We start from the raw sequence: 16,164 nt of genomic DNA on the forward strand, positions 1-16,164 counted from the left end.
GCGCTTAGAGCTTGGCGATCGGGCCGAGCACCCTATCTACCTGCTGCGGCAGCAGCAGGGCGATCAGGGACAGCAGGCCCGCCAGGCCCGCGATGGTCAGCAACGCGATCAGCCACGGCGACTCGGCAGAGGAGCCAGTGGTGGTACCCGGCTGCTCGTCGACCTGCTGCATCTTGTTCTCGAAGGTGAGGTCGTGGTTGATCGGGTCGATGCCGAGGGCGTTCAGGCTGGCGAAGAAGAGGTCAGTCTGGTCGATCTGGCCGGTCAGGTTGGCCGCACCCGGGCCGGAAGCTGCGACGCGCAGCTGGGCACCGGTGTGCTGCTGGCCGCCGAGGGCGTCCTCGTCCTCGTTGGTCTTAGAGGTGGCGAAGTTGACCGCCATGGTGGAACCTTCGACCGTGGTCAGCTGGGTCACGCGGCCAGCGGTGTTGCTGTCCTCGTAGGTGATCTGCGCGGTGTGCGCGTGATCTGCGGTCGCGACGATGAGGGTTTCCTCACCGGTCTTCTCCACCCACTGCTGCACGGCCTGGACGGCCTCGTCGAGCTGGCCGACCTCGCCGATCAGGCCGCAGGCGTCTGCGTCGTGGTCGGCCTTATCCGGGGAGGCGGACTCGACCTGGAGCAGGAAGCCCTTGTCATTCTGCAGCAGCTCCAGCGCCTTGGTGGTCATGTCCGCCAGACGCGGGGTCTCCGCGGTGAACTCCGGGTTTGCCACACACGTCGCCGGAGCCATGTCGCCGCCGTCGGTGGTCGGGATGGACTGGTTCAGCGTACGCGGCATGTTGCCCTCGGAGAACAGGCCCAGCACCGGCTTTTCTGCGTCTGCCTTGTCAACGGCGTTGAGCTCGGAAAGATTGGTCGCGACCTGGTAGCCGTTGTCCTTCGCGTTCTCCAGCACCGTCTTGCCTGCGGTCCAGGTGTTGCCGTCCTCGCCCCACTGGCCGCCCTGCACGACCTCGGTGTTGAAGTACTTCATGCCGCCGCCGAGAGTGACGTCGGCGCGCAGGTCGACGATCTGCTCCGAGATGGAGCCAAGGCCGCCGTTCTCGCGCAGCTGCTCGCCCTGCGCCACCTTCTTATCACCGGACGGCGCGTAGTAGGAGCGATCAAGCGCGTGTGCGGCAAAGGCCGCCGGGGTGGCGTCCTGGATCTCCGCAGTGGAGACGTTACCGATCTTCATGCCCTTCGCCTTGGCCAGCTCGCCGAGGGTAGCAACCGGATTGCCCTTGCTATCGACGCCAATCGCGCCGTTGTAGGCCTTCACGCCAGAGTTCCAGGCGGTGCCGGTCGCGGCGGAATCCGGGACGTAGTTCGGCAGGCCGGTCTCCTTATCCAGGGAGAAGGTGGTCAGGTAGCCGGTGTAGTCCAGGTTGTCCAGGCCGTCGAAGCGGCCCGCGGAACCCTTCAGGTAGTTGCGGGCGGCGGTGATTTCGGAGTCGCCCGTGCCGTCGCCAATCAGCAGCACGACGTTCTTCGCCTTCGCGTTATCGATGCCCTGACCGGCGGTGCCGAACTGGGCGCAGTCGCCGACCTTCGGTGCGGCACCTTCAGAGACGAGGTAGCACAGCTGGTCGCCCGGCTTCGCCTTGGAGCGGGTAGCCAGCGACATGACCTTGTTACCCTTGTTGATCTCCCACGGATCCTGACCGCCCTCGGTGCCGCCGTTAAGGCCGAGCGCGTTCGCCATGACGTAGAAAGCGTCAGTCTGGTCGAGCTGACCGTTGACGTTCTCGGAGCCCGGGCCGAAGCCAGCGATGCGCACCTGGGTGCCGGTGTGCATCATCGACTTGGTCTCCAGCTCGCCGCTTTCATTGATGGACCACGGCTGGGTGCCGAAGCCGATGGACATCACCGCGCCGCCATCCTTCTGCGACTTCAGACGGGTCACTGCGGATACCGACGGACGGCCGTCCGGCACGATCTCTGCGGTGTGCGCGTGGTCAGCCGTGACCACGATGAGCGTGTTCTTGTCCTTCTTGGCAAAGTCGAGGGCTTCCTTGATGACCTCGTCGATCTGCTCGGTCTCACCGATCATGCCGCAGGCGTCAGCGGCGTGGTCCGCCTTGTCGATGGATGCGGACTCCACCTGGAGGAAGAAGCCCTTGTCGGACGAGGGGTCGTCGAGAAGCTCGATTGCCTTCTTCGTCATCTCCGCTGCCGTAGGCTCGTTGCCGGTGTCCTGCGGGGTGCAGGTCTCCGGCTCCTTGTCGGAGGCGTTGCCCGGGACGGTCTGCTCGTAGCGGCGGGTCATGTTGCCGTCGTTGAACAGGCCGAGGACCGGCGCGTCCTGGTTAGCCACGGTGACCGCGTCGAGGCCAGCCTTGTCATCGACGATGGTGTAGCCCTTGGCCTCCGCGTTCTCGCGCACAGTCTTGCCGGCTTCCCATTCCGCGCCGCCGTCGTGCTTCTCGGTGAGGAAGGGGTTACGGTTCTCGCCGCCCGCCTGCACCTCGGTGTCGAAGTACTTGCGGCCGCCGCCAAGGGTGAGGTCCGCGCGGGTGTCGATGATCTGCTCGGAGATCGAGCCCAGGCCGCCGTTCTCACGCGCCTCCTTGCCCTGCACGACCTTCTTCTCGCCCGACGGCGCGTAGTAGCCGCGCTGGGAAATGTGCGAGTGCATCGCGCCCGGCGTGGCGTCCTGGATCTCGGCGGTGGAGACGTTGCCGGTGCGCATGCCGGCGTTCTTCGCCATCTCAATCAGGTTCTCGTGCGGTGTGCCCGCCGCGTCGACAGAGAGCGCACCGTTGTAGGTCTTCGCGCCGGTGGACCAGCCGGTGGCGGACGCCGCCGAGTCGGTCACGTACTGGCGCTTGCCCTCCTGGGAGACGGCGAAGGTGGTGTACGCACCCGAAGCCGTCAGCTCGTCCAGACCCTCGAAGCGGCCGTTCGCACCCTTGAGGTAGTTACGCGCTGCGGTGATCTCCTGGTGGCCCATGCCATCGCCCAGGATGAAGATCACGTTGCGGGCCTGGGCGTCGGTGTTGCCCTGCCCGCCCTTGCCAAACTGGGTGCAATCCCCCGGCTGCGGGACGTGCACCAAGTTGCCTTCGGCGTCAAGGGTCACACAGGACTCTTTGCCGTTAAAGTTCTGCTCCGCCGGCGCGGCGGAGGCTGTGGGGAGACTCGCCAGAGCCAGCGCGGAAGCGCTGACCACGGCGGTCAGAGTTTTAAACGGAATACGCATGTGGGGTTCCTTCACATGAAAAGCCAAGAAAATCGGATGGTTGTTCAACCGCCACACACCATAAATCCAGCAAATTTCCAATACGGAAAACCCAGATGAACTTTAGGTGACTACAAAACGTAGTTAAGGGCGCTACCCGAGTAGCCGGGTAGCGCCCTTTACTTATGCTTAGCGCGGATTACTTCTGCGCGGAAGAACCATCCTTCTCAGAGGAGGTCTTTCCCTCCGCGGAGGAGCCCAACACGGTCAGCCCGTTGTCGAAGCCTTCCTCGCGGCAGGCCTGCGCAATGAGCACACCGGTCAGGCTGAGCGCGGCGATGGCACCGAGCGCGATACCCAGCGGTTGCAGCTGCTCACCGTAGCCAGCGAACTGACGGTTGATGGCGTTCGCCTGCGCCTGCAGTTCGCGCATCCACTCGGGCTGCTCAGCGTTGTGGCCGTGGCCACCGCGGCCGAAGCTGTTGTCCGGCAGGGATTCCTGCACGCGGCGGTTAAGCTGGCCAACCGCCTGCTGGATCTGCGGGCCGAACGCCTCGTTCACTCCGTAGCCAACGCCCGCCAGCAGGCCGATCGGCAGCAGCCACAGGATCGGGCTGTTTGCTGCAAACGCGTTGGCGACGCAGCGCTTCGCCTTCTCAGACGACCCCTTGGACGGATCCTGCGGATCAGCCGGAACACTCGGCTCCGTCGGTTCCGTCGGCTCCGTGGGCTCGGTGGGCTTGGTCTTCTTCGTGCCCACCTTGATGATGAGCTTCTGCGCAGGAACCTCGACGACGCTGCCGTCCTCCCCGTGGATACGCTCACCAGGCTTACCGGGCTGCACAACCTCGTGCTTACCCGACTCCAGGTTCGGATCCTCTACAACCTCGTAGTCGTAGGCAAGCTCTTCGGTCCAGCTGGTGCCCTTCGGCGGCTTGCTGCCAACACGGACGACGCGCTCGACCGGCTGCTCCACCAGTTCGGCGACAGGCTTGCCGTCGACGATCTTGATGACGTACTTGCCGTCCTTGCCAGCAACGTCCTCGACCTCTTCGCCCGGCTCCAGGTTCGGATCGAAAACAACCTTGGTGGTGTAGCGGACCTCAATCTCGATGCCACCCTCAGGGACCGGCGTCGGGTCCTCCGGCTCACCCTCAGGCTGCTTCGTGCCGATGTGGATGATGTGATCCTGCTTCTCAATCAGAGTTTCTTCCGAGCCATCGGCCTTGTGGTGCACCAGGCCCGGCTTGCCCTCCTGCTCGACCTTGTGTTGGCCAGCCTCGAGCGTCGGATCAAGCTTGGCCTTCACCTCGAACGGGATCCGCTCGTTCCACTCGACACCATCCGCCGGCTTGGTGCCGACGCGGACGATCCGCTGAATCGGTTCCTTAGTCGTCTTTGCGGAAGGCTCACCATTTTCAACGGTCACCTCGATCTTGCCGTTTTCACCCTCCTGCTCCACGATCTCCTCGCCCGGCTTGAGCGTCTCGTCGTAGATGATCTTCGTAGTGAACGGCAGCTCGACCTCCTTCGGAGGCAGCGACGGATCCGGCGTCGGCTCGTCGGTCGGAGGCGTCGGCTCATCCGTCGGCGGAGTCGTCGGAGGCGTCGGCTGCTCAACCTTCTTGGTGCCGATGCGAATCACCGCGTCCTTCGGCTCCTTGGTGCGCTCGGTTGTCACCTCAGGATCACCAGACGGCTTACCGTTGACAAGCTTCTGCGTGGTGGTCACAACCTCCTCGCCGAATTCGCCGTGCTCGACGACCTGCTTGCCCTCTTCGAGGTTCGGGTCCTCGATGACCTTGGTCTCGAAGTCAACCGAACGGGTCGTCTTGGACACCAGCTCGTTGTCCTCGAGGCCCGGGCCGTACTCGACGATCCGCGGGCTCGGCTCGGTGCGACCCGTCTCCTCGGTCTTCGTGGCCTCACCGTTGGTGCCGCTGAACGTCGCGGTGTAGGTCACCTCGCCATCCTTGCCCTCCTGGACGACACGCACCTCACCCGGAGCAAGGTCCGGGTTCGCATGCAGCTCGGTCGGGTACGGGATCGGCTCCTTCCACTCCACCTTGTCGGACGCAGTTGCCTGCTTGGTACCGACCTTGATCACCTTGGTGACCGGCTCAGTAGTGGTCGTCTCGCCACGCGTGGCCTCGACAACCTTGCTGTTCACGATCTTCTGCGTGATCTTGGTGATCTGCTCACCAGGCTTGCCCTCGGTGACAACCTTGTACTCGCCGGCCGGGATCTCCGGGTCGTACTCAATCCGGGTATCGAACGGGATCGGCAACTTCTCTTCCAGCTCGTACGTGCCGTCGGTCATGGAACCGACACGGACGATCTGCTTCTTCGGTGCCTTCGTCTCCTCGATGGTGATTGTCGGCTCGCCGACAGACTTGCCGTTCTCGACCTTCTGGGTAGAGGTGATCAGCTCTTCGCCGTTCTCACCCTCCTGCTCAATCTTTGTCTGCCCGACCGGCACCGTGTTATCCACGATGAACTCGGTCTCGAACGCAACCTCGCGGGTCTTCGTCGACGTCAGCGTTTGGTCCTCGGGGGTCGGACCGTACTCGATGATCTGGTTGACCGGATCCTTGGTCTGCTTCTCCTCCGGCTTCACCGTTGCTTCATCGCCCTTGGAGGTGAAGTCCGCAGTGTAGGTCTTCTCACCCGGGACGCCCTTCTGGACAACCTTGATCTCGCCCGGCTTCAGCGCCGGGTTCGGACGGGTTACTACGTCGAACGGAACCTGGGCAGCCCAGGTGACCTCCTCGGAGGTTTCAGACGGCTTGGTGCCGACCTTGATCACCTGATCCACCGGCTGCTCAGTGATCTCCTCCTTGACGGTGGCTTCACCATCCGGCTTGGAGTTGGTCACCTTCTGCGTCACGGTGACAGTCTTCTTGCCCGGCTTGCCCTCAGTCACGGTCTCGGAGGTGCCTGCAGGCATGTTCGGGTCGAACTCGACCTTCACACCAAACGGAACCTCGGCTTCGACCGTCTTGGTGGTCTCACCAGTGGTCTTCGTGCCCACGCGAATAACGGCATCCTGCTTCTCGGTCACCGTGGTGGTCTTCACTACTGGGTCACCAGACGGCTTGCCGTCGACAAGCTTCTGAGTGCTTGTAACCTTCTCCTCGCCGATAACGCCCTGCTTATCGACGACCTGCTCACCCGCCTCCAACGTGTCATCGAAGATGATTGTCGTTTCGAACGGGATCTTACGGTCGGTCTCCGTAACCAGCTCTTGGTCGGCCAGACGCGGGCCGTATTCGACGATACGGTCTGTCGGCTCGGTGCGAGCCTTGGTCTCCTGGACGGTGGCCTCGCCGTTGACGCCGTTGAAGATGGCGGAGTACGACGCCTCGCCGTTAGAGCCGTCCTGCACGACGCGGGTTTCACCCGGAGCCAGCGCGGGATTCTCGCGCACAATGGTGGAGTACGGAATAGGCTCGGTCCACTCGACCCTCTCGCTCATCGGTTTCGTGCCGATGACTACGACCTCATTCACCGGACCCTTGGTCCGCTCCCACTTGCCGGTTTCCCTGTTAAAGGTGTCCTCACCTGGCTCACCCTCGGTCTCAACCTGGTAGGTGCCCTGCTTGACGGTGGCGTCGTACTTGTACTCAACCTTAAACGGAACCTCGCGCGTAGGAGCGTCCTCCACGTTCACAGTTGCGGTGGCGGTGTCCTTAGAGCCATCCTCATACGTCACGATGACCGGGACGTTAATCTTGTCGCCTGCCTTGGCGGTTGCCGGCGCGGTGGAGATGACGTTGCCCTGCTTGTCCAAGCCGACAATCCAGTCACCGTTTGCGTTTGCAATCTTGTAGGTCGGGTTGCCGTACTCATTAGTTTCACCGGTAGGTGCGCTACCTGCTGGGAGCCCCGCCGGGTCAATGACAAACGGGTCTACAGCCGCGAAATTGATGCCCTGCGGCTTGTCCACGCTGATCGGCGAGGTAACCGTGCCGCCCGGACTGACCGTCTCAGTTGGGAAGGTCGGGTTGGCCTCCCAGTTGTTGGTCATCTTCACCACGGTGGCAACGGGGACCTCATCAATCGAGCCGTCAGGGTAGGTGACGGAGACGTTGTACCTGTGCTTGTCGCCAGGCTTGGCGTTTGCAGGCGGGGTCACCGAAACTACGCCGGTGTCAGGATCGATCTTGTACGTCCAGCCGTCGACAGTAGTCTCAGTGACCGGCTCATCACCCTGCATACCGAAGGAGAAAGTCGAACCATCCGGAATGTTATTCAGGTTGACGTTTCGCGTCACCTCTTCGCCTGGGCCCGCATCCTGAACGGAGTAAGACGGCTCGTAGACGTCCTTCTGCGACTCTCTCACTTTGAACGGAGCCAAGACAACGTCCTGGGAACCGTCGAGGTAGGTCACGGTCACAGGCACCTGGATGCCGTCGCCCGCCTTGGCCGTCTTCGGCGGTGTTGCGGTGACAATGCCGGTTTCATCAACCTTGACTGCCCAGCCATCAACAGTGTCAGGGACGCTGTAGCGTTTCGACACGTCCGTAGCCAGGTCGCGATCAGGGACCTTCGTATCCTCCGTGATGGAGGAGGCGACACCCTCACCCGGTTTGGTGGTCTTCTGCTCATACTTCGGCTCATAGATCTGACGGTGCGCGCCCTGCGCCACCACAGTGGCGATGGTGAAGTCCGTCGAACCATCCTTGTACGTTACGCGCACAGGAATGTCTGCGGCCGAGCCCGGCAACACGTGAGCAGCAATTGGCGTCTTGATCTCGCCCGTAACAGGGTCAATCTGCACCTGGTCCCAGGTGAGGTTACGTGGCGGCGCAATGTAGTCCGGGTCGTTCGGGTCAGTGACCAGGGAGAAGCGCGGCTCTGATGCGTCGCTGAGGTTCTTGCGATCAACCTGGCTTGTCACCGTTGTTCCGGTCTTACCCGTCACCGTCGGGTACGACGGCTGGTTGGCACGCGCGTAGGTCCCAACCACCGTGAAGTCTGCCGGTACCTCAGCCGTAGAGCCATCCGGATAGGTGACATGTACCGGGATGGAGACGGACTGACCATTCGGAACGCTTGGGCCTGGGGTCGCGGTGACGGTACCGCTTCCGTCGATAGTGAACTTCCAGTCCTTCGGCCACTGATTCTCCGGCGGCAGCTTGTACTTAGCCAACGTCGGATCGGTCAGGAGGCTCTGGAATTCTGTGCTCACCGGCTCCCCTGCCTTGGTCAGCTTCGGCTGGTAGTGCGCGGTATCCTCACCCGACTTATCACCAATCACACTGATGGTGCCGGTGGTGATCTGCGGGTTTGCACCACTGGCATAGTGTGCCTTCACCGGCACGGTCAGCTGCGCGCCAGGGAAAACATTAGGCGGGATGGTGGTAGACAGTACACCTGTGTCCGGGTCGATCTTGAGCGTCCAACCGCCGGTCGTGTACTCGGTGGAGCCGTCCTCGAACGTGTAGCGGTTCGGCTCTTCGTCCGTGTCTTTGCCGCCCTGCCCCACCGGGGGCATAACCGGTTGGAGCGACACCTCCTCATTATTTTTACCGGAGACCGCGGTGTAGTCCGGCACCTTCACACTGTTGATCACCTGGAAGGTCAGCTTGACAGTGTCGCTGGTGCCATCCGGGTAGATGCCCTTGATTTCTGGGGAGATTGTGGAGAAGTTCGGAACATCTGAAGGCGAGGTCGCGGTGACCTTGCCGTTGTCATCCACGGTGACAGTCCAGCCCTCAGGCACGGTGTTCGGATCGACTTCATAGCGCTCCGGCTGGACGGGGTCGTGGTCTTCAAAGGCAGGATCCCAAGTCAGCTGTGCCTCGATGGGGTGGCCCGGAACACCCGTGGTAGTTCCAGGGCTAACCAGCGTAGTGACCTGGGTGTTATTGGGGTCCACAACAACAAGTAGCGGAATGATGTCACGGGAACCGTTGGAATACGTCACAACAACGCGTGGCTGCGCGAAGGTACCCGGGTTCGGGTTCAGCGGCGCGGTGACGGTGACCTCGTAGGTGTCGGGGTCCATCTTGGCTTCCCAACCCGAGTAGACGTTCTTCTTATCCAGCTTGACCTCGGCCTCAAAGCCTCCGTCCTCGCGCTTCTTCACCAGGTCCGTAATCTTGTCCCCGGCTTCCTTAAACGTGATTACCTGGCGGTCCTTAGCGGGTTCGTTGTTTTCCACGCCGGAAATAATTGCCTGCTGGGCAGGGTCATACTTCGGGTCATGGAACTGGGTGTCGTCGAAGCTCCACTGGTGGTTGGCAATAACGTTCGCCTGGTTGTAGCGGGTCAGCGAGTTGGAGCTGTCGAAGACCCCGCCGCCGCCAAAGGCGTTGTTGCGAGCAGCAGCCTGCAACTGGTCGACGGTACGGGGCTTCGCCAGCACGTTAAAGCGCATGCCCTGCTGGTCGCTCAGGTTCGTGCCCTTGTACTCCGGCATGGTGTAGAAGATCTCGCCGGTGTCCTGATCAATACGTACGCTCGACTTACCACCACCAGAAGCGTCGGGGTCACTCGTGCCGATGAAGTTACCCTGGGCGTCGTAAGCCTCCACAACCATGCGGGACATGGAATCGTCCGTGCCGCCGTTCTCCACCTTGGGAACGTTGATCTTGCCGACCTTGAGCTTCTCGCCGGGCCTAATGACCAGCTTTTCTCGGTTCTCCCACGAGACCGTGATTGGGTTACATTCAATATTCTCGCTCGGCCACGGGTTTACAGTAGCGCTGAATTCCGAGCTGCGACCTTGTGTGGCTTGCAGCACACCCGAAGGATTGTCCTTCTTGTAATTGCCCTGCCAGGCGTAGCGCACGGGATTGTCGGCAGTGGCCGAAGCGAACTGCCCGACCTTCTCCTCGGTCATCTCTGCGGAGAGATTCAGGTTTCGTTGTGTGCGAGAAGCAGTAATGTCAATGCTTTCGTCGGCCTTGTGAGTGACGCTCTTGTCAAGGAAGGTCTGGCCGGCCTCCATGGAAGGCACCTCGCCGACATCCAAGTAGTCGGCAAGGTTCCCCGCATTGGTGAAGTACCAATCGGCGAATGTGCGGTCCTTCGAGTTATCAAAGGAGACGCTCAGGCCCCACAGGGTTTTCGAGGGGCTGCTCCCACTCGGCTCCTGGGTGTTCCAGCTGAAACCAGCCTGGCTACCATCCGGTTTGTTTGTCGCTGTAACAACACACGACCCGGCCGGCAGGTCGGACGCCTGTTGGACGTCCTTCTCCACCGCGCCGGACTTGTCACGAATGCCGCCGGTGAAGCCGGATGCCGCAGCAGCGTAAGGCGCCAGCGGGCCGGGGGCGACCACGCTCACGCCACCGAGCGCGAGCGCAATGATGGAAGAGGCTGCGATGCCTGTAGAAGTTGATTTACGAAAACGCCGAGATGCTCCGGCCATGGGTACTCCTCAATCAAGCTGCTGAACAGGGCCTGGCATGTGCGGCCCGCTACCAGTCTTTGGTTATGCGCACTTCACCTATCTCACATTGCGAGGTGCTGCACTACAGAACACTTTAGGGAAGCTTAAAACACATGTCGAGATTGATGCTTCCTGCAGCGCATGCCAAGCACTCCCGCCCACACTCAGGTTTCAGCTTCAACCAGATCTGCAGGTAGCTACATACGCCGGAGATTAGCGTGCTGGTTTGTTGAGGGACAACGCGGCGTCGAGAAGCAAAACCAAGTCCTCTTGCGCATAGGTGGCGCGCAGCTGGGCGTCGTTGCCGCCGCGCAGATTGCCCCGCACTAGCGCCACGCCCTGGGAGGCCGGCACCATGGAAAACTCGCGCGGGTGCGGGAAGACCTGGCGCACGTAGTGGCCCGCGCGCAGCGCGCACCGGTTGAGCCAGATGTCGTCGGCGTGCGGGGCGCACTCCAAAAAAGCAGTGCCCTGTGCGGCGACAGCATCCACCATCGCCGGCGGGTACGCCACGCCCGATACCCCGGTGGCGAAGTGGCGTGGGTCCGGATCCGTGTCCTGCACAGACTTCCACTGCCTGTAGGGAGCCAGCTGTCCGTTTTGCAGCACGATCTCGTGAGCGCGGTAAGCGACCACGTTGTTGGGGTCAGCGTCGGAGGCGTTGAGGAGTTTTTCGGCGAACCACTTGGGGTACATCATGTCGTCGTCGACAGTGATGACGCGGGTGCCTGTGCCGGCGAACTCCTGGAAGGTGCCGTAGTACTTCGTGTGCGGGCCGTAATGCCCGTCCGAGCAGCGCACCTTAAGGCCGTGTTCCACGAGCGCGTGCAGACCTTTCGGCCACTCGCCCTCGTAGTCCTCTTTATCCAGCCACAAGTAGACCGGCAGGCGCTTGGTACCAACGAGGAGGGAGGAAATCGCCACCACTGCCGACTTCAATCGCGGGCCGTGGGAAGTGAGCGAGATGACCGTGCTGCCCTCTTTAGGGAAGCGTGCGGGAGACTTGCGCGCAACCACCCGCAGCTGAGGCGCGCGCAGTAGCGCACCTACCCCGCCCAGTGCTTGCCGAAGCGCATAGTCGATCCACATGAGCCAAAACTTTAGCCGACACGAGCAAATCGGGGCATGATAGGAGGCATGACTGACACGACGGGCAATGGAAACGACTCTGCGCAGACTGGTGGCGGTGCTGACGGGACTGCGACTTTTCACGACTGGTGGCAAGCGGCGCGTCCTCACACGTGGCCGAACGCTTTCGCGCCCGTCATCGCCGGTACGGGCCTCGCTGCGTACAACGGCGGCATGCACCTGGGCAAGGCGCTGTTGGCGCTCGGCGTTGCGTGGGCCCTGATCGTCGGCGTGAACTTTGCCAACGACTACTCCGACGGGGTCCGCGGCACCGACGATGACCGCACCGGCCCCACCCGCATCACCGCCTCGGGGTTAGCGCGCCCGCAGGATGTGAAGCTTGCGGCGTTTGCCTCCTTCTTTGTTGCTGCGGTGTTGGGTGTGATTCTCGCAGTGATGAGCGCGTGGTGGCTTGTGCTGATCGGCGCGGTGTGCATCGCTGCGGCCTGGTTCTACACCGGCGGGAAGAAGCCTTACGGCTACTACGGGTTCGGGGAGCTGGCCGTGTTTGTATTCTTCGGGCTCGTCGCGGTGCTGGGCACGCAATTTACCCAGGCGGGCTGGTTGACCGTGGACGGGTGGCTGGTGGCCATCGCGGTCGGCGCGATTTCGGCGTCGGTGAACTTGGCCAACAACATCCGCGATCTGGATTCGGACGCGCTTGCAGGCAAAAACACCTTGGCGGTGCGCATCGGCGAGGTGCGTGCGCGCCGCCTGTTTACCGTGCTGACCTTGACGCCGTTTGCGGTGACGCTGCTGCTGGGCAACTCGCTTGCGCTGCTCGGCTTCGCCGCGCTGCCCTTTGCCGTGTCCTCCATCTTGACCGTGCAACGTCAGCACGCTCAGGGCAAGGACCTCATCCCGGTACTAGGTATGAACGGTCGTGCCATGCTGCTGTGGTCCATCCTCACCGCTGCCGCCCTCACGGTGACGGGTTTACAGCTTTGGGGTTCCGGCATGGTGGTGCCGTACACGACGCACTAGGTGTGCGCCGCTCTTGGCGCTGTCGGTTTTCCTGGCCCTGACAGTCTGCGGCCGCAGACTGTTGGGGCTGTTTTTCGTCCGTACAGGCCGTGCAGGTGGCGGCGCACGTGCGGGGGCTGGGTTTCGGCGGGACTGTGGGGTGCGCCCGGTTGTAAGCGGTGAAGCGGGTGCCGTCGGCGAAGCGGTAGTGGATGTCGCCACCTCGCTGCCGGATGTGCACCGAGTTGTTGCTCACTAGCGAGTGGCAGGACGAGCACAGGGGAAGCAGGTTGTCCATGTTGGTCTCCCCGTTGCGGGACCAGTCTTTGATGTGGTGCATCTGGAGAAAACGGGTATGCGTACATCCGGGCATGGCACATTGGTGGTCCCAGCTGGCCAGGAGTGCAGCGACCTGACCGTCAGTGGCGAAGCGCTGTTGGCGGCTCACGTTGAGCGTGAGCCCCTGGCTATCCAGCACGTGGAAGCGGACCATGGCGTTGGCGATGTAGCTTTCCACCGCGGAGGATTTGGCCTGCAGGTTGTTGGGCATCCAGGCCCGGCCGTCCTCGGTGACCATGATGTTCACGTGGGCGCCTGGGGTGCGGAGCGGGCTTGAGGGGCTGGTGCGCACCATGTTGATCATGGCGATGAAGGCGGAATAAAAGTTGCGAGGCTCAGGCGGGCCGAAGCGCGAGGCGTTGTGCTCCCCGTCAAGCGCTTCGGCGGTCGATTTGATGTCCTCCCAGATGCTCTTGCGGTTGGCACCTGGCGGGGCGGTTTTCTTCGCCGGGCAGGCCTCTTCGGTGGCTTCCGCCTGTTTCAGGAGCGCGTCGAGCGCTTCGGGGTCGTCCAACTCTTCGGGTGTCGCGCCGTCAAGACCGTGGTTGGCCAGCTGCGCGAGTTTGAGCGCGGCGAGAAGTTCCTCACCGGTGACGGCTGGCAGGAGGACGTCGAGGTGGACCATCCCGTCTTTGCGCTTGTTGAGCCGGAAGTACGGCTCGGTGGGGTCTTTATCATCGTTCGGCTCCACACCGGCAAGCTTCTGCTGAAGCTCGGAGAAGCACATTGCTTCGGCGGCTGCGACGAGTTCGCCCTCGTTCTCCTCATTCATGTAGTTCAACAGCCACCTGACGGTGGTGTAACTAATCCGCGCTTTTTCGAATGACTCATAAAGCATGCGATATCGTCGTATCCCTCTGGCAACGAATACATACTCGAATGCAGTACTACGGGGGATACGTAGATCACGTATTAACCAAGCGGCGGTAGTTTTCGAACCTAGGCGCGGCGCACACTCCTCCTCATCGAACTGCCCGACGGCATCAAGCATCCGCGCACGGGCAACAGTGGAATCATCGTGGTTGACGTGGATATTCTTTGCTAGTTGAGCAGCGAGTTTTTCTTCTTCCGGGATGACAAGGTCCATGACGGTCTCTCAATTCTGCGGCACGGCGGTTTGGGTGGGTGGTTTTGCCTTCCGTTATATACATACACATGTTCGAGCGCAACAGGTAGTGGACGTTGTGATTAAAATGTGACATTTCTCGATTAAGCACACCACGCGAGTTTGGAATGGCAGATGAGGAACCTCAAAAAGTCTGCGGCCGCAGACTCGCGGACGGCCCCCAGAACAGTCCGCGGCCGCGGACTCCCCCGCCTAGCGCCGCTTGCCCCGCAGGATCACGTAGCCCAACCCAAGCCCGAGCGCGCCGCCGAGCACCACCAGCGCCACAAACGGCAGCGCAGTCGGGTTCATGATCACGAGGATCTCCAGCGCCTGCACCACCGGCGGCACCACGCACCACAGCCAGTTGACCTTCTCAGCACGCACCGTGTCCCACGCTGCGAGCGCGAGCGCCAGCAGCGGGTGGCCGAGCAGCAGCACCACGGCCCACCCCGCAGGCCCAAGTACAGACGACGCCAGCAGCATAACCAGCGACACCACGGCGAAGATGCCAAACACAGCCGACTCGGCTAGCACGCCGCGTCGAATTCTGCTTGAGTCCACGTCTGCACACTCCCATCGTAGGCACTTACGCTCAGCACGGTACCAGCTGGCTGCTCCAGGATTTCGCGTTTCGTCGCGCTCGCAGACGCAATTGTCCTCTCCGGGCGGAAGACGCCGTTGCCCCCGTCGTCGTCAGGCGCGGGGGTAAGGAGGAGGGCGCGGTTGTCGGGGTACGTGGCGTCGAGAGGCAATTGCTCGGCCCACGGCGCGGGATCGCTCAAGTTCACCTGGATGTGCCCGGACTGTGCTTCGGGGGCGAAGTAGCGTGCGAGGACCTCGTTTGGCTCGTCGTCAACCAGCCCCAGCCGATCCGCCGCGATGTCGAGCTGGCTGATCGACTCCCCGCAGGTATGCACGTGAGCGATGATCTCGCCTTGCTCGTTGTGGGAGAACCCAGATGCGCCGATGACCTCGACGTTGACGTAGTTGCCGCACCCCGCCAGACCGAGGCCGGCCGCAATACTCACGGCCAGCAGCCGCGTGCGCTGATTCATGCTTGCACCTCCTTGACGCATTGCCCAGTAGCGTAGGGAACAATGTTCACGTAATCCTGAAAGTCTCGCGAAAGGTTGTTTTTCTCGTGCTGGACGTGTTGACGGGCTTCGCCATCATCTTCGCCGTGATCGGTGTGGGCTTCGTGCTCGCGCAGAAAGGCGTGATTGGCAAGGGCGAGGCGCGCCTGCAACTCAACCGCATCGCGTTCTGGGCGGCCACCCCGGCGCTGATCTTCTCCAGCGTGGCAACCTCGGACACCTCGGCGTTCGCCTCGCCGGTGGTGGGGGTCATCGCCATTGCCTCGGTGGCGACGATGGCGATCTACTGGGGGCTCAGCGCGCTGTTCTTCCGCCGCAGTGTTGCAGAGACGATGGCGGGGGCGGCGTCGTCAAGCTATTACAACTCGGTCAACATCGGCCTGCCGATTGCCACCTACGTGATTGGCGACGCCACCTACGTCATCCCCGCGCTCGTCCTGCAGATGGCGGTGCTCTCCCCCATCATCATCGCGGGGCTCAACGCCGAGGGCGGCGGCCTGCGCTCGATCGGCAGCTCCTTTATCGCCGGCCTCACCGCCCCAGTCGTGCTCGCGGCCTTCGCGGGGTTCGCCGTCTCGACCTCCGGCTGGCAGGTGCCTGAGCCGGTGATGGCGCCGCTGGAGATCCTCGGCGGGGCTTCGATCCCGATGATTCTCATGAGCTTCGGTGCCTCGCTCAAGGGAGATGGTGTGCTTTCGCAAGAGCGCTTGCCGACGCTCACCGCCACCACCCTCAAACTCGTCGCCATGCCCGCCCTCGCCCTGCTCGTCGGCACGGCCATGGGACTGAACGGCACGCAGCTCTACGCGGCACTCATCCTCTCCGCGCTGCCCACGGCACAGAACGTGTACAACTACACGGCCACCTACCGCGTCGGTGAGACAGTCGCACGCGACACCGTCTTCCTCACCACGTTCCTCTCACTGCCCGCGATGCTGGTCATCGCGGCACTTTTCGGATAACGCTAGTC

The 16,164-nt window shown here is 62.4% G+C and carries 8 protein-coding genes; 2 read left to right on the forward strand and 6 right to left on the reverse strand.

What is annotated here, in order from left to right; all coding sequences use genetic code 11:
* Positions 1-4 precede the first annotated feature (4 nt).
* The 3 genes from HMPREF2990_RS06685 to HMPREF2990_RS06695 form a co-directional block, all read right to left on the reverse strand.
* Positions 5-3,184 carry an alkaline phosphatase gene (locus HMPREF2990_RS06685; RefSeq protein WP_070763400.1) on the reverse strand — a complete coding sequence of 1,060 codons (3,180 nt, stop codon included), beginning with the start codon at positions 3,182-3,184 and terminating at the stop codon, positions 5-7.
* A 178-nt stretch (positions 3,185-3,362) separates the two neighbouring features.
* On the reverse strand, positions 3,363-10,541 hold the full coding sequence (locus HMPREF2990_RS06690) for a G5 domain-containing protein (RefSeq protein ID WP_070763401.1): 7,179 nt from the start codon (positions 10,539-10,541) through the stop codon (positions 3,363-3,365).
* A gap of 234 nt (positions 10,542-10,775) precedes the next feature.
* Positions 10,776-11,651, reverse strand: coding sequence for a glycosyltransferase (locus HMPREF2990_RS06695; protein WP_070763403.1), 876 nt, complete (start codon positions 11,649-11,651; stop codon positions 10,776-10,778).
* 48 nt (positions 11,652-11,699) lie between these two features.
* Here HMPREF2990_RS06695 and HMPREF2990_RS06700 point away from each other — a divergent pair, with 48 nt between their 5' ends.
* Complete coding sequence (locus tag HMPREF2990_RS06700; RefSeq protein WP_070763406.1) at positions 11,700-12,674, forward strand: 1,4-dihydroxy-2-naphthoate polyprenyltransferase; 975 nt, start codon at positions 11,700-11,702, stop codon at positions 12,672-12,674.
* Here HMPREF2990_RS06700 and HMPREF2990_RS06705 read toward each other — a convergent pair.
* From HMPREF2990_RS06705 to HMPREF2990_RS06715, 3 genes are all read right to left on the reverse strand, one after another.
* Positions 12,613-13,764 (reverse strand): HNH endonuclease signature motif containing protein, encoded by a 1,152-nt coding sequence (locus HMPREF2990_RS06705; protein ID WP_070763408.1) that lies wholly within the window; start codon positions 13,762-13,764, stop codon positions 12,613-12,615. The genes HMPREF2990_RS06700 and HMPREF2990_RS06705 overlap by 62 nt on opposite strands.
* 546 nt (positions 13,765-14,310) lie before the next feature.
* Positions 14,311-14,634 (reverse strand): hypothetical protein, encoded by a 324-nt coding sequence (locus HMPREF2990_RS06710; RefSeq protein ID WP_070763410.1) that lies wholly within the window; start codon positions 14,632-14,634, stop codon positions 14,311-14,313.
* The gene (locus HMPREF2990_RS06715) at positions 14,628-15,155 is read right to left on the reverse strand and encodes a hypothetical protein (protein WP_070763412.1); all 528 of its coding nucleotides are present in this window, start codon (positions 15,153-15,155) and stop codon (positions 14,628-14,630) included. The genes HMPREF2990_RS06710 and HMPREF2990_RS06715 overlap by 7 nt, the downstream gene beginning before the upstream one ends.
* Positions 15,156-15,241: 86 nt before the next feature.
* Here HMPREF2990_RS06715 and HMPREF2990_RS06720 point away from each other — a divergent pair, with 86 nt between their 5' ends.
* Entirely contained in the window at positions 15,242-16,156 is a 915-nt protein-coding gene (locus tag HMPREF2990_RS06720; RefSeq protein ID WP_070763413.1) for an AEC family transporter, read from the forward strand.
* The last annotated feature ends 8 nt before the right edge of the window (positions 16,157-16,164 follow it).

The sequence above is a fragment of the Corynebacterium sp. HMSC071B10 genome, assembly GCF_001814825.1.
GTDB lineage: Bacteria > Actinomycetota > Actinomycetes > Mycobacteriales > Mycobacteriaceae > Corynebacterium.